Raw genomic sequence first — 18,324 nt, forward strand, 5'->3', positions numbered from 1 at the left:
TGAACTGGATGATACTCCAGTGATGGAGTCTGTTGCAGAGGGAGTTGGGTATGTCAGGTGTCAAGGTCAGCGGCAAGGTCAAATGGTTCAACAACGCCAAGGGTTACGGCTTCATCAATGAGGATGGCAAGACGGAAGATCTGTTTGCCCATTACTCGGCCATCCAGATGGACGGTTACAAGACCCTCAAAGCCGGGCAATCTGTGGTGTTCGAGATCATCCAGGGACCCAAGGGCCTGCATGCGGTCAACATCATGAATCCTGTGGATGCATCGAAACCGGTGACATCCACCACATCATCAGCTGTAACGGCCTGAGCCCGCACAACATCCAGTCATAAAAAAAACCGCCCGGCTCAAACACTTGAGCCGGGCGGTTTTCGCATGCCTTTCGTTCGCTTACATGTGCGAGATCAACGCATCGCCAAAGCCGGAAGAGGAAACCAGTTTCGCGCCCTCCATCAGACGTTCGAAGTCATAGGTCACGGTCTTGGCGGAAATCGCGCCGTTAGTGCCCTTGATGATCAGGTCTGCCGCTTCGGTCCAGCCCATGTGGCGCAGCATCATTTCCGCAGACAGGATCAGCGAACCCGGGTTGACCTGGTCCTTGCCGGCGTACTTCGGTGCTGTGCCGTGGGTGGCTTCGAACATGGCCACCGTGTCGGACAGGTTGGCACCTGGGGCAATACCGATACCTCCCACTTCAGCCGCGAGGGCGTCGGACAGGTAGTCCCCATTCAGGTTCAGGGTGGCGATTACATCGTACTCAGCCGGGCGCAGCAGGATCTGCTGGAGCATGGCATCGGCGATGGCATCCTTGACGATGACATTCTTGCCGGTTTTCGGGTTCTTGAACTGCATCCACGGGCCGCCGTCGAGCAGAGTCGCACCGAACTCTTCAGCCGCCACTTCGTAGGCCCATTCCTTGAAGGCACCTTCGGTGAACTTCATGATGTTGCCTTTGTGCACGATGGTCAGCGAATCACGATCGTTGTCGACCACATATTGCAGGGCCTTGCGCGCCAGACGCTTGGTGCCTTGCAGGGACACCGGCTTGACGCCGATACCGCAGTTCTCGTCGAAACGGATCTTGGTAACGCCCATTTCTTCTTTCAGGAACTTGATGACCTTGGTGGCTTCCGGCGTGCCGGCTTTCCATTCGATGCCGGCGTAGATGTCTTCGGAGTTCTCGCGGAAGATCGTCATGTCGACGTCGCCTGGCTTCTTGACCGGGCTGGGCACGCCTTCGAACCAGCGCACCGGGCGCAGGCAGACGTAAAGGTCGAGTTGCTGACGCAACGCCACGTTGAGCGAGCGGATGCCGCCACCCACCGGGGTGGTCAGCGGGCCTTTGATGGAAACCACGTAATCCTTGACCGCGTCCAGGGTTTCCTGAGGCAGCCAGGTGTCCTGATCGTAAACCTGGGTCGCTTTCTCCCCGGCATAAACTTCCATCCAGGAAATCTTGCGCTCGCCGCCGTAAGCCTTTTTCACAGCAGCATCGACAACCTTGATCATGACCGGGCTGATGTCGACACCAATGCCGTCACCTTCGATGAAGGGGATGATCGGGTTATTAGGAACATTGAGAGAATGGTCTGCATTGACGGTGATTTTGTCGCCGACGGCTGGAACCTGAATCTTCTTGTAACCCATGCTGAACTCCATTGATTGGATTGAACATCTGGCTTGGTTCGAGCGTAACCCAGTTGAATCGGCGCGCAAACCCTATGTTCCATTCATCTGCCGCAAAGCCATACAACCAGCGCGCTACAAGCCTGAAAGCAAAGGGAAAAGCGCCAAACTCAAGCACGACGAATGACCATACGCCTTGCTCGCCCCTGCGACCTTTAGACCAATGGACGACAATCGTTGCATATGAACCATCGGCAGATTGCCAGCAACCTATGTATAATGCCGCCCGCTGACTAAAGGGTCACGATGGCTGAACGGCTCTATGACGAGCCTTTGCGCCGCACAATCTGGTCTGTTACCGCAGACCGGCTACTTGACGCCCTACTGATGCACCCAACATCACAGCAACGAAACCTCGATATTCGGCTCATGGATGACTTTGAACGAACGCGCTTACCCGGCGCCCCTCGAGTTTCTGCGCACGCTTTAGCAAAGAAGAGAGAGTTAATCCGAATATGCCCACCCGCTCGAAGATCATCTATACCTTCACCGACGAAGCTCCCGCCCTCGCCACCTATTCACTGTTGCCTATCGTAGAGGCGTTCACCGCCTCGGCTGATATCGCCGTGGAAACCCGCGATATCTCTCTTGCAGGGCGCATCCTGGCCAGCTTCCCCGAGCAATTGGGCGACAAAGCCGTAGCCGACCACCTCGCCGAACTGGGCGACCTGGCCGTTACGCCTGAAGCCAACATCATCAAGCTGCCGAACATCAGCGCCTCGGTTCCGCAATTGCAAGCCGCGATCAAAGAACTGCAAGCCCAGGGCTACGCACTGCCGGACTACCCGGAAACCGTGACCAGCGACGCCGACAAAGACGTCAAGTCGCGCTACGACAAGGTCAAGGGCAGCGCCGTGAACCCGGTTCTGCGTGAAGGCAACTCCGACCGTCGCGCCCCGCTGTCGGTCAAGAACTACGCGCGCAAACACCCGCACAAAATGGGCGCCTGGGCTGCTGACTCCAAGTCCCACGTTGCGCACATGAGCACCGGTGATTTCTACGGCAGCGAAAAAGCTGCCCTGATCGACGCCGCTGGCGCCGTGAAGATCGAACTGATCGCTCAAGACGGCACCACCACCGTCCTGAAAGAAAAGACCACCGTTCAGGCTGGCGAGATCCTCGACTGCGCCGTCATGAGCAAAAACGCTCTGCGCGCATTCATTGCCGCTGAAATCGAAAGCGCCAAGGCACAAGGCGTGCTGCTGTCGGTTCACCTGAAAGCGACCATGATGAAGGTTTCCGACCCGATCATGTTCGGCCAGATCGTTGCCGAGTTCTATAAAGACGCACTGGCCAAGCACGCTGACGTGCTGGCACAGATCGGCTTCAACCTGAACAACGGCATCGGCGATCTGTACGCTCGCATCAAGGCCCTGCCGGCCGAGCAGCAAGCGCAGATCGAAGCTGACATTCAAGCGGTCTACGCCGTTCGCCCTGCCCTGGCGATGGTCAACTCCGACAAAGGCATCACCAACCTGCACGTGCCGAGCGACGTCATTGTCGACGCCTCGATGCCAGCAATGATCCGTGACTCCGGCAAAATGTGGGGCACCGACGGCCAGCTGCACGACACCAAGGCTGTGATCCCGGATCGCTGCTACGCCACCATCTACCAGGCGGTGATCGAAGACTGCAAGGCCAACGGCGCCTTCGACCCAACCACCATGGGCAGCGTGCCGAACGTTGGCCTGATGGCGAAAAAGGCCGAAGAGTACGGTTCCCACGACAAGACGTTCCAGATCAAGACCAACGGCGTTGTCCGCGTGACCGACACCAATGGCACCCTGCTGCTGGAACAGTCGGTTGAAGCCGGCGACATCTTCCGCATGTGTCAGACCAAAGACGCGCCGATCCAGGACTGGGTCAAGCTGGCCGTCAACCGTGCTCGCGCAAGCAGCACGCCAGCGATCTTCTGGCTGGACCCGATGCGCGCCCACGATGGCGTGGTGATCGAGAAAGTTCAGGCTTACCTGAAGGATCACGACACTGCCGGCCTGGACATCCAGATCATGGCGCCGGTCGACGCAATGAAGTACACCCTGCAGCGCACCCGCGCAGGCAAGGACACCATCTCGGTGACCGGCAACGTACTGCGCGACTACCTGACCGACCTGTTCCCGATCATGGAACTGGGCACCAGCGCCAAGATGCTGTCGATCGTGCCGCTGATGAACGGCGGTGGCCTGTTCGAAACCGGCGCCGGCGGTTCGGCGCCGAAGCATGTTCAGCAGCTGCTGGAAGAAAACTTCCTGCGCTGGGATTCGCTGGGTGAGTTCCTGGCATTGGCCGCATCCCTGGAACACCTGGGCGTGACCTACAACAATCCAAAGGCGCTGGTTCTGGCCAAGACCCTGGACCAGGCCACAGGCCAGTTCCTGGACAACAACAAGTCGCCATCGCGCAAAGTCGGCAACATCGACAACCGCGGCAGCCACTTCTACCTGGCGCTGTACTGGGCTCAAGCCCTGGCTGCCCAGACCGAAGACACTGCACTGCAAGCGCAGTTCGCGACGCTGGCCAAGACCCTGACCGAGAACGAGGCAACCATCGTTGCCGAGCTCAACGCCGTTCAGGGCAAGCCAGTGGACATTGGCGGCTACTACCACGCCAGCGCCGAGCTGATCAGCAAGGCCATGCGTCCAAGCGCCACACTCAACGCGGCGATTGCTGCGCTGGTGTAAGGCTGCAAGGAAGTACCACAAACCCCGGCCCTGTGCCGGGGTTTGTGTTTTCGGTACTTAATGATTGGCACAAAAACCTGTGGGAGCTGGCTTGCCAGCGATGACGATTTATCATTCGACATCAACATTGACTGACCCACCGCTATCGCTGGCAAGCCAGCTCCCACAGGGACTGTGCTCCAGCATTCAACATCGAGGAAGCTTCATGACCTGGCAACCCCACATCACCGTCGCCACCATCGTCGAAGACAACGGCCGCTTCCTGATGGTCGAGGAACTCAAGCACGGACGCGTCGTACTCAATCAACCGGCCGGCCACCTCGACCCGAACGAAACCCTGACCGAAGCCGCCGTGCGCGAAACTCTCGAGGAAACCGGCTGGGACGTCGAACCGACCGGCGTGCTGGGCATTTATCTGTACACCGCCCCGAGTAACGGCGTGACTTACCAACGGGTCTGCTTCATCGCCAAACCACTGAAACACCACCCGGATTATCAACTGGACGACGGCATCGTCGGTGCCAAGTGGTTGACCCGCGACGAATTAATCGAGCAGCGCGATAACTGGCGCAGCGAACTGATCATCCGCTGCATCGACGACTATCTGGACGGCCAACACTTCAGCCTCGAATTGATCCGTCCTTCTCTTTAGCCTTGCGGGCCTGAGCCTGCTAGAATCGCGTCCTTTTTCAAGACACTCATTGAATCCCTATGCGTGATCCAGCCCCTTCTGACACAAAAAAGAAGCGCGTCATTGTCGGCATGTCCGGCGGCGTGGACTCTTCCGTTTCCGCCCTCCTGCTGATCGAGCAGGGTTATGAGGTGGAAGGCCTGTTCATGAAGAACTGGGAAGAAGACGATGGAACGGAATACTGCACCGCCATGGATGACCTGGCGGACGCCCAGGCCGTGTGCGACAAGATCGGCATCAAGCTGCACACCGCCAACTTCGCGGCCGAGTACTGGGACAACGTGTTCGAGCATTTCCTGGCCGAATACAAGGCCGGTCGCACGCCGAATCCGGACATCCTGTGCAACCGCGAAATCAAGTTCAAGGCGTTCCTCGACTACGCCATGATGCTGGGCGCCGACCTGATCGCCACCGGTCACTACGTGCGTCGCCGCGACATCGATGGCCGCACCGAATTGCTCAAAGGCCTGGACCCGAACAAGGACCAGAGCTATTTCCTGCACGCCGTCGGTGGCGAACAGATCGCCAAGACCCTGTTCCCGGTCGGCGAACTGGAAAAACCACAAGTGCGGGCGATTGCCGAGAAATACCAGCTGGCAACCGCGAAGAAGAAAGACTCCACCGGGATCTGCTTCATCGGCGAGCGCCGGTTCAGCGATTTCCTCAAGCAATACCTGCCAGCTCAACCAGGCGAGATCAAGACCACCGAAGGCGAAATCATCGGCCGTCACCACGGCCTGATGTACCACACCATCGGCCAGCGCCAGGGCCTGGGCATTGGCGGCTTGAAAGACGCCAGTGACGAGCCGTGGTACGTGCTGGTCAAAGACCTGGAGCACAACGAGCTGATCGTCGGCCAGGGCAACGATCACCCGTGGCTGTTCTCCCGCGCCCTGCTCGCCTCGGACATCTATTGGGTCAACCCGATCGACCTGAGCCAGCCGCGCAAGCTGACCGCCAAGGTGCGCTATCGCCAGAGCGACCAGCCTTGCACCCTGGAAAAGACTGCCGACGGCTATCGCGCGACCTTCGATGACCCGCAGCGCGCGGTCACTCCAGGCCAATCGGTGGTGTTCTACGACGGCGAAATCTGCCTCGGCGGCGGTGTCATCGAAGTAGCAGAGCCATGGACCAGCAAAGGCGCTCTTGAAGGCGAGCAGCAATGACTCCCACCCAGGAACAACTGACGGCGCTGGGCGGCGTATTTCTCGCCGCCGTGCTGGTAGACAAGATCGCCAAGACCGGACAGACCAGCGAAGCCGGCCTGACCTGCATGCTCGGCAGCCTGTTGATCCGCGACCCCAAGGACACCCTGGAAGTCTACGGGGGCGACGACCTCAATCTGCGCGAAGGCTATCGCGCGCTGATCGGCGCCCTCGAACGCGACCCGAGCGCCCTGCAACGCGAGCCGTTGCGCTATGCGCTGGCCATGCTCGGTCTTGAGCGGCAGCTGGCCAAGCGCAGCGACATGCTGGATGTGATCGGCAAGCGCCTGCCGCAAATTCAATCCCAGGTCGAACACTTCGGCCCGGCCCACGAAAACGTGATCGCCGCCTGCGGCGCGCTGTATCAGGACACCTTGAGCACCCTGCGCCAACGCATCCAGGTGCATGGCGACATGCGCAACCTGCAGCAACCGAGCAATGCCTCGAAAATCCGCGCCTTGTTGTTGGCCGGCATTCGTTCGGCACGCCTGTGGCGGCAATTGGGCGGGCATCGCTGGCAACTGGTGATCAGCCGTCGCAAATTGCTCAAAGAACTTTACCCATTGATGCGTAACGAATAACTCGCATCGACGGAACCGAACCTAGCAATACGCGTAATACGCCGGTCAGTTGGCGACGGACCGGCGGATTTTTTCATGTATGATACGCGCCCCATTTCGTTGCCCGACTGTCCGAGAACACCCCATGCAGCTTTCTTCGCTCACTGCGGTTTCCCCTGTTGACGGCCGCTACGCCGGCAAAACCCAGGCCCTGCGCCCAATTTTCAGCGAGTACGGCCTGATCCGTGCCCGCGTTCTGGTTGAAGTGCGCTGGCTCCAGCGCCTGGCCGCTCACCCTGCCATCAGCGAAGTGCCGGCGTTCTCCGCCGAAGCCAACGCTGTATTGAATGCCCTGGCGGAAAATTTCTCTCTGGAACACGCCGAGCGCGTCAAAGAGATCGAGCGCACCACCAACCACGACGTCAAAGCCATCGAATACCTGCTCAAAGAGCAAGCGGCCAAACTGCCGGAATTGGCCAAGGTCAGCGAATTCATCCACTTTGCCTGCACCAGCGAGGACATCAACAACCTGTCCCACGCCCTGATGCTGCGCGAAGGCCGTGATGACGTGATGCTGCCGCTGATGCGCCAGACCGCCAACGCCATCCGCGAGCTGGCCATCCGCTTCGCCGACGTGCCGATGCTGTCGCGCACCCACGGTCAACCGGCCTCGCCGACCACCCTGGGCAAAGAACTGGCCAACGTGGTCTACCGCCTGGAGCGCCAGATCGCTCAAGTCGCTGCCGTGCCACTGCTGGGCAAGATCAACGGCGCTGTCGGCAACTACAACGCTCACCTGTCGGCCTACCCCGAGATCGACTGGGAAGCCAACGCCCGCGCCTTCATCGAAGACGAGCTGGGCCTGGGCTTCAACCCGTACACCACGCAGATCGAGCCGCATGACTACATTGCCGAACTGTTCGACGCGATCGCCCGCTTCAACACCATTCTGATCGACTTCGACCGTGATATCTGGGGCTACATCTCCCTGGGTTATTTCAAACAGCGCACCATCGCTGGCGAAATCGGTTCGTCGACCATGCCGCACAAGGTCAACCCGATCGACTTCGAAAACTCCGAAGGCAACCTGGGCATCGCCAACGCACTGTTCCAGCACCTGGCGAGCAAACTGCCGATCTCCCGCTGGCAGCGCGACCTGACCGACTCCACCGTACTGCGCAACCTCGGTGTCGGCTTCGCCCACAGCGTGATCGCGTACGAAGCCAGCCTCAAGGGCATCAGCAAACTGGAGCTCAACGAGCAAAAGATTGCCGCTGACCTGGACGCGTGCTGGGAAGTATTGGCCGAGCCGATCCAGACCGTGATGCGTCGCTACAACATCGAAAACCCGTACGAAAAGCTGAAAGAATTGACCCGCGGCAAGGGCATCAGCCCGCAAGCGCTGCAGACTTTCATCGACGGCCTGGACATGCCAGCCGCAGCCAAGGCCGAGCTGAAATTGCTCACCCCGGCCAACTACATCGGTAACGCTGTAGAGCAAGCCAAACGCATCTGATCGACCGCTGGACCCCTTTAAGACGCCCGGCCGCGCCGGGCGTTTTTATTCCCGTATGAAAAGTGCTTTTTTTCAATAGGTTACACATGAATCCTGACACTCCTCTTCAACTTCTGGGCGGCATCACTGCACGGGAATTCCTGCGCGACTACTGGCAGAAAAAACCACTGCTGATCCGTCAGGCAATTCCTGATTTCGAAAGCCCGATCGACGCCGACGAACTGGCCGGCCTGGCGCTGGAAGAAGAAGTTGAATCGCGCCTGATCATCGAGAACGGCGAGCGTCCATGGGAATTGCGTCGCGGCCCGTTTGCCGAGGACGAATTCAGCAAGTTGCCGGAGCGCGACTGGACCCTGCTGGTTCAAGCGGTCGACCAGTTCGTACCGGAAGTCAGTGAACTGCTGGAAAACTTCCGTTTCCTGCCAAGCTGGCGCATCGACGATGTGATGATCAGCTTTGCTGCACCGGGTGGCAGCGTCGGTCCGCACTTCGACAACTACGATGTTTTCCTGCTGCAAGGCCACGGCAAGCGCAACTGGAAGATTGGCCAGATGTGCGATTCCGAAAGCCCGCTGCTGCAACACGCCGACTTGCGCATCCTCGCTGATTTCGAAGCGACCGATGAATGGGTCCTGGAACCGGGCGACATGCTGTACCTGCCGCCGCGCCTGGCCCACTGCGGCGTCGCCGTCGACGACTGCCTGACCTACTCGGTCGGCTTCCGCGCACCGAGCGCCGCTGAAGTGCTGACTCACTTCACCGACTTCCTCAGCCAGTTCCTGCCGGACGAAGAACGCTACACCGACGCCGACGCCTTGCCGGCCGCCGACCCGCACCAGATCCAGCACGACGCCCTCGATCGCCTGAAAAGCCTGCTGGCCGAACACATGAGCGACGAGCGCCTGCTGCTGACCTGGTTCGGCCAGTTCATGACCGAGCCGCGCTATCCAGAGCTGGTGGTCGGCCCTGAAGACCTCGCAGAAGACGACGTCCTGGGTGCGCTGGAGCAAGGCGCCGTCTTGATCCGCAACCCGAGCGCGCGCCTGGCCTGGTCGGAAGTCGATGACGACTTGCTGATGTTCGCCAGCGGCCAGAGTCGTTATCTGCCGGGCAAACTGCGCGAACTGCTGAAAATGATCTGCGCCGCCGACGCCCTGCACGTCGACAACCTTGGCGATTGGCTCAGCGACGAAGACGGTCGCGGCCTGCTCTGCGAGCTGGTCAAGCAAGGAAGCCTAGGGTTCGCCGATGAATAAGATTCACGTACGTGTCGCAGACTGGCAAAAGGACAACGCCGAGATCCGGCGCATTCGTGAAACGGTGTTCGTCGCCGAGCAATGCGTACCGCCTGAACTGGAATGGGACGCCGACGATGCAACGGCCGTGCATTTCCTTGCATTCGAAGGCGACTTCCCCATTGGCACCGCACGCCTGCTGCCGGACGGTCACATCGGCCGGGTGTCGGTCCTCAAGGACTGGCGCGGCTTGAAAGTCGGCGACGCGCTGATGCAGGCCGTGATCGGTGAAGCCGAAGAACGCGGGCTCAAGCAGCAAATGCTCAGCGCCCAGGTGCAAGCCACGGCGTTCTATGAACGCCTGGGTTTCAGCATGGTCAGTGAGGAGTTCCTCGAAGCCGGAATCCCGCATGTGGACATGGTTCGCCATTCTGCCTGAGGTTTAAGGCTTAAAGTTTGATCCCTGTGGCGAGGGAGCTTGCTCCCGCTGGGACGCGAAGCGGCCCTGAAAATTTTAGGGCCGCTGCGCAGCCCAGCGGGAGCAAGCTCCCTCGCCACAAAAGCTTCGATCCCATCACAAAACGCCCCGACATCGCGAGATGCCGGGGCGTTTTGCTGTCTAGGATTCAACTTGCCCCACCCCAGGCCGACAAACTGGCAATATCAAGCCTTTGATTGCGGAGATAACGGATATGTCCCTACGCACCCTGCTCACCACACTGCTGGTGAGCTGCAGTTTTTCGGTCATGGCAGCCACCGAAATCGTGCCTTTGAATTACCACACCAGCGCCGACATGTTACCCGTGGCACAAGACTTCATCGGCAAGGACGGCAACGTCAGCGCCTACGGAAATCAGTTAATAGTCAATGCCGATCAACGCAAGATCGACGAACTTAAAGCGCTGATCGGCCAACTCGATACCGCACCCAAGCGCCTGCTGATCACCGTCGACACCAACGACAACAACGTACAGGGCGATCAGGGTTATTCAGTCAACGGCGCCAAGCCCGGCCAAACTCGCATCATCAGCCGTAGCACCGCCAGTCGTGACGGCGGAATTCAACAAGTCCAGGCCACCGATGGCATGCCGGCGCTGATCCAGGTCGGCCAGAGCGTACCGCTGACCAGCACCCAGAGCGACTCCTACGGCGACCTGCGCAGCCAGACTGAATACCGCAACGTCACCCAGGGTTTTTACGTCACCGCCAACGTCACCGGCGAAATCGTCCACCTGTCGATCAGTACCAACCGTGACCGCTTGAGCCAGGAACGTCCCGATGTAGTGAACGTACAAAGTACCGACACAACCGTCACCGGACGTCTTGGTGAATGGATCCTGCTGGCCGGGGTCAATGGCCAGACCCAGGCCGACAAACAGGGCATAGCCCGCAGCTACTCGACACAGAGCCGCAATGACATGACCCTGCGCGTGAAAGTCGACACTTTGGACTAAGTCATCGAAAACTGACTGATTAGTCGTATTAGACCAAAGATGTAGTGCTTGAAAAAAAGCACTACAAAACGTTTGACGAGCCAAAAAAGCAAAGGCATGATGGCCTCGCTCCCGCTAATCAGGGGCCCTGGCAAGGGCCTTCGAGGCGACGTTCGCACCTACCCCGCGAACCGCTTCGTGTCTGTACCGCCCACAAGGTGTGTTTGACGAGGTTGCCGACTGGAACGAAGTTGTCCCGAGGGACGGAAGCGTATTTAGGTAAACCCGGCATCACACTGAAGTTCGCACCAAGGCCCACGACGCCCCAATGCGCCCACCAGTTCGCCCTTACCTGCTCACTTCCCCTCGAGCCCATCGTTCATCCCGTCGCCACCCCCGCCGAATCCGACTTGACCGCCCAAGCTTCTGGTCAGCGAGCGCAGGAATTTTCCACCGCAGAACAACTTTTCATAAAGACGCGACGAGGTTTATCTCCCATGGCACTGACACGCGAACAGCAAATTGCAGCCCTCGAAAAAGACTGGGCTGAAAACCCGCGCTGGAAAGGCGTGACACGCACTTACTCCGCTGCTGACGTCGTCCGCCTGCGTGGCTCGGTTCAACCTGAGCACACCTTTGCAAAAATGGGCGCCGAGAAGCTGTGGAACCTGGTTACCCAGGGTGCCAAGCCAGCCTTCCGTCCTGAGAAAGATTTCGTCAACTGCATGGGCGCCCTGACCGGCGGCCAGGCTGTGCAACAAGTCAAAGCCGGCATCCAGGCAATCTACCTGTCGGGCTGGCAAGTGGCTGCGGACAACAACTCCGCCGAATCGATGTACCCGGACCAGTCGCTGTACCCGGTGGACTCGGTTCCAACCGTGGTCAAGCGCATCAACAACTCGTTCCGTCGTGCCGACCAGATCCAGTGGAAAGCCGGCAAGAACCCGGGCGACGACGGCTACATCGACTACTTCGCACCGATCGTGGCTGACGCTGAAGCCGGTTTCGGCGGCGTACTGAACGCTTACGAGCTGATGAAGAGCATGATCGAAGCAGGCGCCGCCGGCGTTCACTTCGAAGACCAATTGGCTTCCGTGAAGAAATGCGGCCACATGGGCGGCAAAGTACTGGTTCCTACCCAGGAAGCCGTACAGAAGCTGACCGCTGCACGTCTGGCTGCTGACGTTGCCGGTACGCCGACCATCATCCTGGCTCGTACCGACGCGAACGCTGCGGACCTGCTGACTTCCGACTGCGACCCGTACGACCAGCCGTTCGTAACGGGCGAACGCACCCAGGAAGGTTTCTACAAAGTGCGCGCCGGCCTGGACCAGGCGATCGCTCGTGGCCTGGCTTACGCTCCGTACGCCGACCTGATCTGGTGCGAAACCGCCAAGCCAGACCTGGAAGAGGCTCGTCGCTTCGCTGAAGCGATCAAGAAGGAATACCCGGACCAACTGCTGTCCTACAACTGCTCGCCTTCCTTCAACTGGAAGAAGAACCTGGACGACGCGACCATCGCCAAGTTCCAGCGCGAACTGTCCGCCATGGGCTACAAGCACCAGTTCATCACCCTGGCCGGCATTCACAACATGTGGCACAGCATGTTCAACCTGGCGCACGACTACGCCCGCAACGACATGACTGCCTACGTGAAGCTGCAAGAGCAGGAATTCGCTGACGCATCGAAGGGCTACACCTTCGTGGCTCACCAGCAGGAAGTGGGCACCGGCTACTTCGACGACATGACCACCGTGATCCAGGGTGGCTCGTCTTCGGTAACCGCACTGACCGGCTCGACTGAAGAAGAACAGTTCCACTGATCTGCTTCGCCTGAGACATCAGCCGCTGCGGACCGGATAGAAAGCTAACCGCAGCGCTGCACATCTGACGCCCCGACCGCCTGGTTCGGGGCGTTTTTTTGTCTGCGATTTTCCCGAACGCTTCCCTGAAAATCCCCGCCAATGACTTACGCCTGCCGTGCATCCGGACGCAGCCTTCACCAGCTGCCGCAGGAAGGGTGACGTACGCCCTGCAGGAGCGATGCTTGCCCGCGAAGAACGATGGCGCGCTACATTCAAGACACCGCGATGCTTTATTCGCGGGCAAGCCTCGCTCCTACAAATAACGGGCATGTAAGGCAACTTTCTGCACACTTGGCGAATAAACAGTTTAAATTCAGCGACAAATAATATTGATTATCATTTAGCCAAAAACATGTTCATTACACCCCCTACAAAACATAATTGACAAAATGCCAGCTAATGCCCACGGGCCAAGGGTTACAGGGCCTCGAGGGAACGCTATGTCCTTATTCCTATAAATAATTTCGCTATAGGAATTTTACTTGCGGGGTGTTTAGCCATAAAATCAGCGGGATTGATTGCTGCGACATATCGTCACTGCTTTGTTCTTTTTCAAGCTCAGAGACCTTTGCTCTCTGTTAAGGATTACCAGCATGCCCGAAGCGACAGGACTCATGGCCCACAACTGGGGCTTTGCCATTTTCCTTCTAGGCGTCGTCGGCCTCTGTGCCTTCATGCTGGGCGTCTCCAGCCTCCTTGGGTCAAAAGCCTGGGGCCGCAGCAAAAACGAACCGTTCGAGTCCGGCATGCTACCTACAGGTGGCGCCCGCTTGCGGCTCTCAGCCAAATTCTATCTGGTCGCGATGCTATTCGTGATCTTCGATATCGAAGCCCTCTTTCTCTTTGCATGGTCTGTGTCCGTCCGCGAAAGCGGCTGGACCGGATTTGTCGAAGCTCTCGTTTTCATAGCAATTCTGTTGGCAGGTCTTGTCTACCTATTCCGAGTGGGCGCCCTTGACTGGGCACCGGAAGCTCGGCGCAAGCGGCAAGCGAAGCTGAAACAATGAGGCTTTGGCAATGCAATACAATCTCACCAGGATCGACCCCGATGCTCCTAACGAGCAATATCCGATTGGCGAACGGGAAACCGTTTCCGATCCGTTAGAAGATCAAGTCCACAAAAACATTTTCATGGGCAAGCTCGAAGACGTGCTTAACGGCACGATCAACTGGGGGCGCAAGAACTCCCTGTGGCCGTATAACTTCGGCCTTTCGTGCTGCTATGTGGAAATGACCACCGCCTTCACGGCGCCCCACGACATCGCGCGCTTTGGCGCCGAAGTTATCCGGGCATCGCCGCGTCAGGCGGATTTCATGGTTATCGCCGGTACCTGCTTCATCAAGATGGCGCCGATCATTCAGCGTCTCTACGAGCAAATGCTCGAACCCAAATGGGTCATTTCCATGGGTTCGTGCGCCAACTCCGGTGGCATGTACGACATCTACTCTGTCGTTCAAGGGGTGGACAAGTTCCTGCCCGTGGACGTCTACGTGCCTGGCTGCCCGCCCCGTCCTGAAGCTTTCCTGCAAGGCCTGATGCTGTTGCAGGAGTCGATTGGACAGGAGCGTCGTCCGCTTTCCTGGGTCGTTGGTGATCAAGGCGTATACCGCGCCGAGATGCCTTCCGAGAAGGACAAGCGCCGCGAACAGCGAATCGCAGTCACCAACCTGCGCAGCCCCGACGAAGTCTGATCCAGATCTGCTTCTTTTATAGAACGAGAAACTGGCTTCATTCTTTACGTTGACCGAAAGCGATAAATAACCATGACTACAGGCAGTGCTCTGTACATCCCGCCTTACAAGGCAGACGACCAGGATGTGGTCGTCGAACTGAACAACCGTTTTGGCCCGGAGGCGTTCACCGCCCAGCCTACCCGCACCGGCATGCCGGTGCTTTGGGTTGCCCGCGCCAAACTCGTCGAAGTCCTGACGTTCCTGCGTAACCTGCCCAAGCCGTACGTCATGCTTTATGACCTGCACGGCGTGGACGAGCGTCTGCGCACCAAGCGTCAAGGGTTGCCAAGCGGCGCCGATTTCTCCGTGTTCTACCACTTGCTGTCGATCGAACGTAATAGTGACGTGATGATCAAGGTCGCCTTGTCCGAGAGCGACCTCAGCTTGCCGACCGTCACCAGCATCTGGCCGAACGCCAACTGGTACGAGCGTGAAGTCTGGGACATGTACGGCATCGACTTCAAAGGCCACCCTCACCTGTCGCGCATCATGATGCCGCCGACCTGGGAAGGTCACCCGCTGCGCAAGGACTTCCCGGCGCGCGCCACCGAATTCGATCCGTTCAGCCTGACCCTGGCCAAGCAACAGCTCGAGGAAGAAGCCGCGCGCTTCAAGCCAGAAGACTGGGGCATGAAACGTTCCGGCCCGAACGAGGACTACATGTTCCTCAACCTCGGTCCGAACCACCCTTCGGCGCACGGTGCGTTCCGCATCATCCTGCAGCTGGACGGTGAAGAAATCGTCGATTGCGTTCCGGACATCGGTTACCACCACCGTGGCGCCGAAAAAATGGCCGAGCGTCAGTCCTGGCACAGCTTCATCCCGTACACCGACCGTATCGACTACCTCGGCGGCGTGATGAACAACCTGCCGTACGTGCTCTCGGTCGAGAAGCTGGCCGGCATCAAGGTGCCGGAGAAAGTCGACGTCATCCGCATCATGATGGCCGAGTTCTTCCGGATCACCAGCCACCTGCTGTTCCTGGGTACCTACATCCAGGACGTCGGCGCCATGACCCCGGTGTTCTTCACCTTCACCGACCGCCAGAAGGCGTACACGGTGATCGAAGCCATCACCGGTTTCCGTCTGCACCCGGCCTGGTACCGCATCGGTGGCGTCGCCCACGACCTGCCGCGCGGCTGGGAAAAACTGGTGAAGGATTTCGTCGAGTGGATGCCCAAGCGTCTGGACGAATACCAGAAAGCCGCACTGGACAACAGCATCCTGCGTGGCCGGACCATCGGCGTCGCCGACTACAACACCAAACAAGCCCTGGAATGGGGCGTCACCGGTGCCGGCCTGCGTGCCACCGGGTGCGACTTCGACCTGCGTAAAGCGCGTCCGTACTCGGGTTACGAGAACTTCGAATTCGAAGTGCCGCTGGCTGCCAATGGCGATGCCTACGACCGCTGCATCGTGCGCGTCGAAGAAATGCGCCAGAGCATCAAGATCATCGAGCAGTGCATGCGCAACATGCCGGAAGGCCCGTACAAGGCGGATCACCCGCTGACCACGCCGCCGCCGAAAGAGCGCACCCTGCAGCACATCGAAACCCTGATCACGCACTTCCTGCAAGTTTCGTGGGGCCCGGTCATGCCGGCCAACGAATCCTTCCAGATGATCGAAGCGACCAAGGGCATCAACAGTTATTACCTGACGAGCGATGGCGGCACCATGAGCTACCGCACCCGGATTCGTACCCCAAGCTTCCCGCACCTGCAGCAGATCCCTTCGGTGATCAAAGGCAGCATGGTCGCGGACTTGATCGCGTACCTGGGTAGTATCGATTTCGTTATGGCCGACGTGGACCGCTAAGCATGAACAGCACGCTTATCCAGACAGACCGTTTCACCTTGAGTGAAACCGAGCGCTCGGCCATCGAGCACGAGTTGCATCACTACGAAGACCCGCGCGCGGCGTCGATCGAAGCCCTGAAGATCGTCCAGAAGGAGCGTGGCTGGGTGCCGGACGGCGCTCTGTACGCCATTGGCGAGATCCTCGGTATCCCGGCGAGCGACGTTGAAGGCGTGGCGACGTTCTATAGCCAGATCTTCCGTCAGCCGGTGGGCCGTCACATCATTCGCGTCTGCGACAGCATGGTCTGCTACATCGGTGGCCACGAGTCGGTGGTCAGCGAAATCCAGAGCAAGCTCGGCATCGGCCTGGGTCAAACCACCGCCGACGGTCGTTTCACCCTGCTGCCGGTCTGCTGCCTCGGCAACTGCGACAAGGCGCCGGCGTTGATGATCGACGACGACACGTTCGGTGATGTGCAGCCAGCAGGCGTTGCCAAATTGCTCGAGGGCTACGTATGACCCTGACTTCTTTCGGCCCGGCCAACCGCATCAAGCGTTCGGCCGAGACTCACCCGCTCACCTGGCGTCTGCGTGACGACGGCGAAGCCGTATGGCTCGACGAGTACCAGGCCAAGAACGGCTACGCCGCTGCGCGCAAGGCCTTCGCCGACATGGCTCAGGACGACATCGTCCAGACCGTGAAAGATTCCGGCCTCAAGGGTCGCGGCGGTGCAGGCTTCCCCACTGGCGTGAAGTGGGGCCTGATGCCCAAGGACGAATCCATCAACATCCGCTACCTGCTGTGCAACGCGGATGAAATGGAGCCCAACACCTGGAAAGACCGCATGCTGATGGAGCAACTGCCCCATCTGCTGATCGAAGGCATGCTGATCAGTGCCCGCGCACTGAAAACCTACCGCGGATACATCTTCCTGCGTGGCGAATACACCACTGCCGCCAAGCACCTGAACCGTGCCGTGGAAGAAGCCAAGGCAGCGGGCCTGCTGGGCAAGAACATTCTGGGTTCGGGTTTTGATTTCGAACTGTTCGTCCACACCGGTGCCGGGCGTTATATCTGCGGTGAAGAAACCGCACTGATCAACTCCCTGGAAGGCCGCCGCGCCAACCCGCGCTCCAAGCCGCCCTTCCCTGCCGCCGTTGGCGTGTGGGGCAAGCCGACTTGCGTGAATAACGTCGAGACCCTGTGCAACGTGCCGGCAATCATTGCCGATGGCGTGGACTGGTACAAATCGTTGGCTCGCGAAGGCAGTGAAGACATGGGCACCAAGCTCATGGGCTTCTCCGGCAAGGTCAAGAACCCGGGCCTGTGGGAATTGCCGTTCGGCGTCACCGGTCGCGAGCTGTTCGAAGACTACGCCGGCGGCATGCGCGACGGTTACAAGCTCAAGTGCTGGCAGCCAGGCGGCGCCGGTACCGGCTTCCTGTTGCCGGAACACCTGGACGCCCAAATGTACGCCGGCGGCATCGCCAAAGTGGGCACCCGTATGGGTACCGGCCTGGCCATGGCGGTGGACGACAGCGTCAACATGGTGTCCCTGCTGCGCAACATGGAGCAGTTCTTCGCTCGCGAATCCTGCGGTTTCTGCACCCCTTGCCGGGATGGTTTGCCTTGGAGCGTCAAGCTCCTGATGGCCATCGAGAACGGCGAAGGCCAGCCAGGCGACATCGAGACCCTGCTGGGTCTGGTCGGTTTCCTCGGCCCGGGCAAGACGTTCTGTGCTCACGCACCGGGCGCCGTGGAGCCGTTGGGCAGCGCAATCAAATACTTCCGCCATGAGTTCGAAGCCGGTATCGCGCCTGTCAGCGCCGCCGTCCCGCCTCTGGCAAGGCCGATCGTAGTCGGCGCGTAAACGCTTAAAGAAGCGAAGGGTCCGTGCCCTTCGCTTTTCGTGT

At 59.3% G+C, this 18,324-nt stretch carries 17 protein-coding genes; 16 read left to right on the top strand and 1 reads right to left on the bottom strand.

The features are described 5' to 3' along the window. Positions 1-50 precede the first annotated feature (50 nt). Positions 51-317 (top strand): cold shock domain-containing protein CspD, encoded by a 267-nt coding sequence (gene cspD, locus ASD60_RS14195; RefSeq protein WP_056854609.1) that lies wholly within the window; start codon positions 51-53, stop codon positions 315-317. Positions 318-398: 81 nt separating this feature from the next. Here the strand turns inward: cspD and icd are convergent, their stop codons facing one another. Next, a complete protein-coding gene (icd, locus tag ASD60_RS14200; protein ID WP_007972065.1) occupies positions 399-1,655 on the bottom strand; it encodes an NADP-dependent isocitrate dehydrogenase in 1,257 nt (418 codons plus the stop codon). Between icd and ASD60_RS29175 the strand changes: the two genes are divergently transcribed. The 15 genes from ASD60_RS29175 (at position 1,654) to nuoF (ending at position 18,281) form a co-directional block, all read left to right on the top strand. Further along, a complete protein-coding gene (locus ASD60_RS29175) occupies positions 1,654-1,821 on the top strand; it encodes a hypothetical protein (RefSeq protein WP_177336584.1) in 168 nt (55 codons plus the stop codon). The two genes, icd and ASD60_RS29175, sit on opposite strands and share 2 nt — an antisense overlap. A gap of 328 nt (positions 1,822-2,149) precedes the next feature. After that, positions 2,150-4,375, top strand: coding sequence for an NADP-dependent isocitrate dehydrogenase (locus tag ASD60_RS14205; protein WP_056854610.1), 2,226 nt, complete (start codon positions 2,150-2,152; stop codon positions 4,373-4,375). A 205-nt stretch (positions 4,376-4,580) separates the two neighbouring features. Then, a complete protein-coding gene (locus ASD60_RS14210; RefSeq protein WP_056854611.1) occupies positions 4,581-5,027 on the top strand; it encodes an NUDIX hydrolase in 447 nt (148 codons plus the stop codon). Positions 5,028-5,086: 59 nt separating this feature from the next. Next, positions 5,087-6,232, top strand: a complete 1,146-nt coding sequence (mnmA, locus tag ASD60_RS14215; protein ID WP_056854612.1) for a tRNA 2-thiouridine(34) synthase MnmA — start codon at positions 5,087-5,089, stop codon at positions 6,230-6,232. Then, positions 6,229-6,852: a high frequency lysogenization protein HflD gene (gene hflD / locus ASD60_RS14220; protein ID WP_056854613.1), complete on the top strand. Its 624-nt coding sequence runs from the start codon at positions 6,229-6,231 to the stop codon at positions 6,850-6,852. Before mnmA ends, hflD begins: the two co-directional genes overlap by 4 nt. A 124-nt stretch (positions 6,853-6,976) precedes the next feature. Then, positions 6,977-8,347: an adenylosuccinate lyase gene (purB, locus tag ASD60_RS14225; RefSeq protein WP_056854614.1), complete on the top strand. Its 1,371-nt coding sequence runs from the start codon at positions 6,977-6,979 to the stop codon at positions 8,345-8,347. Between the two features lie 86 nt (positions 8,348-8,433). Beyond that, positions 8,434-9,603 (top strand): ribosomal protein uL16 3-hydroxylase, encoded by a 1,170-nt coding sequence (locus ASD60_RS14230; RefSeq protein WP_056854615.1) that lies wholly within the window; start codon positions 8,434-8,436, stop codon positions 9,601-9,603. Continuing rightward, positions 9,596-10,021 (top strand): GNAT family N-acetyltransferase, encoded by a 426-nt coding sequence (locus ASD60_RS14235; RefSeq protein ID WP_056854616.1) that lies wholly within the window; start codon positions 9,596-9,598, stop codon positions 10,019-10,021. The genes ASD60_RS14230 and ASD60_RS14235 overlap by 8 nt, the downstream gene beginning before the upstream one ends. Positions 10,022-10,274: 253 nt before the next feature. After that, positions 10,275-11,036, top strand: a complete 762-nt coding sequence (locus ASD60_RS14240; RefSeq protein ID WP_056854617.1) for a secretin N-terminal domain-containing protein — start codon at positions 10,275-10,277, stop codon at positions 11,034-11,036. Positions 11,037-11,512: 476 nt separating this feature from the next. Then, complete coding sequence (gene aceA / locus ASD60_RS14245) at positions 11,513-12,838, top strand: isocitrate lyase (RefSeq protein ID WP_056854618.1); 1,326 nt, start codon at positions 11,513-11,515, stop codon at positions 12,836-12,838. Between the two features lie 635 nt (positions 12,839-13,473). Further along, entirely contained in the window at positions 13,474-13,887 is a 414-nt protein-coding gene (locus ASD60_RS14250; RefSeq protein ID WP_003223812.1) for an NADH-quinone oxidoreductase subunit A, read from the top strand. 10 nt (positions 13,888-13,897) lie between these two features. Beyond that, positions 13,898-14,572 (top strand): NuoB/complex I 20 kDa subunit family protein, encoded by a 675-nt coding sequence (locus ASD60_RS14255; protein ID WP_008032725.1) that lies wholly within the window; start codon positions 13,898-13,900, stop codon positions 14,570-14,572. A gap of 72 nt (positions 14,573-14,644) precedes the next feature. After that, positions 14,645-16,429, top strand: a complete 1,785-nt coding sequence (nuoC, locus tag ASD60_RS14260; RefSeq protein WP_056854619.1) for an NADH-quinone oxidoreductase subunit C/D — start codon at positions 14,645-14,647, stop codon at positions 16,427-16,429. A 2-nt stretch (positions 16,430-16,431) separates the two neighbouring features. Continuing rightward, positions 16,432-16,929, top strand: a complete 498-nt coding sequence (gene nuoE, locus ASD60_RS14265) for an NADH-quinone oxidoreductase subunit NuoE (protein WP_008020715.1) — start codon at positions 16,432-16,434, stop codon at positions 16,927-16,929. After that, the gene (nuoF, locus tag ASD60_RS14270; protein WP_007970446.1) at positions 16,926-18,281 is read left to right on the top strand and encodes an NADH-quinone oxidoreductase subunit NuoF; all 1,356 of its coding nucleotides are present in this window, start codon (positions 16,926-16,928) and stop codon (positions 18,279-18,281) included. Before nuoE ends, nuoF begins: the two co-directional genes overlap by 4 nt. The last annotated feature ends 43 nt before the right edge of the window (positions 18,282-18,324 follow it).

Source organism: Pseudomonas sp. Root562, assembly GCF_001427125.1.
Classification (GTDB): domain Bacteria; phylum Pseudomonadota; class Gammaproteobacteria; order Pseudomonadales; family Pseudomonadaceae; genus Aquipseudomonas.

Coding starts and splice junctions, on each gene's coding strand:
- cspD (WP_056854609.1), top strand. CDS start 51: ATGTCAGGTGTCAAGGTCAGCGGCAAGGTCAAATGGTTCAACAACGCC.
- ASD60_RS29175 (WP_177336584.1), top strand. CDS start 1,654: ATGCTGAACTCCATTGATTGGATTGAACATCTGGCTTGGTTCGAGCGT.
- icd (WP_007972065.1), bottom strand. CDS start 1,655: ATGGGTTACAAGAAGATTCAGGTTCCAGCCGTCGGCGACAAAATCACC.
- ASD60_RS14205 (WP_056854610.1), top strand. CDS start 2,150: ATGCCCACCCGCTCGAAGATCATCTATACCTTCACCGACGAAGCTCCC.
- ASD60_RS14210 (WP_056854611.1), top strand. CDS start 4,581: ATGACCTGGCAACCCCACATCACCGTCGCCACCATCGTCGAAGACAAC.
- mnmA (WP_056854612.1), top strand. CDS start 5,087: ATGCGTGATCCAGCCCCTTCTGACACAAAAAAGAAGCGCGTCATTGTC.
- hflD (WP_056854613.1), top strand. CDS start 6,229: ATGACTCCCACCCAGGAACAACTGACGGCGCTGGGCGGCGTATTTCTC.
- purB (WP_056854614.1), top strand. CDS start 6,977: ATGCAGCTTTCTTCGCTCACTGCGGTTTCCCCTGTTGACGGCCGCTAC.
- ASD60_RS14230 (WP_056854615.1), top strand. CDS start 8,434: ATGAATCCTGACACTCCTCTTCAACTTCTGGGCGGCATCACTGCACGG.
- ASD60_RS14235 (WP_056854616.1), top strand. CDS start 9,596: ATGAATAAGATTCACGTACGTGTCGCAGACTGGCAAAAGGACAACGCC.
- ASD60_RS14240 (WP_056854617.1), top strand. CDS start 10,275: ATGTCCCTACGCACCCTGCTCACCACACTGCTGGTGAGCTGCAGTTTT.
- aceA (WP_056854618.1), top strand. CDS start 11,513: ATGGCACTGACACGCGAACAGCAAATTGCAGCCCTCGAAAAAGACTGG.
- ASD60_RS14250 (WP_003223812.1), top strand. CDS start 13,474: ATGCCCGAAGCGACAGGACTCATGGCCCACAACTGGGGCTTTGCCATT.
- ASD60_RS14255 (WP_008032725.1), top strand. CDS start 13,898: ATGCAATACAATCTCACCAGGATCGACCCCGATGCTCCTAACGAGCAA.
- nuoC (WP_056854619.1), top strand. CDS start 14,645: ATGACTACAGGCAGTGCTCTGTACATCCCGCCTTACAAGGCAGACGAC.
- nuoE (WP_008020715.1), top strand. CDS start 16,432: ATGAACAGCACGCTTATCCAGACAGACCGTTTCACCTTGAGTGAAACC.
- nuoF (WP_007970446.1), top strand. CDS start 16,926: ATGACCCTGACTTCTTTCGGCCCGGCCAACCGCATCAAGCGTTCGGCC.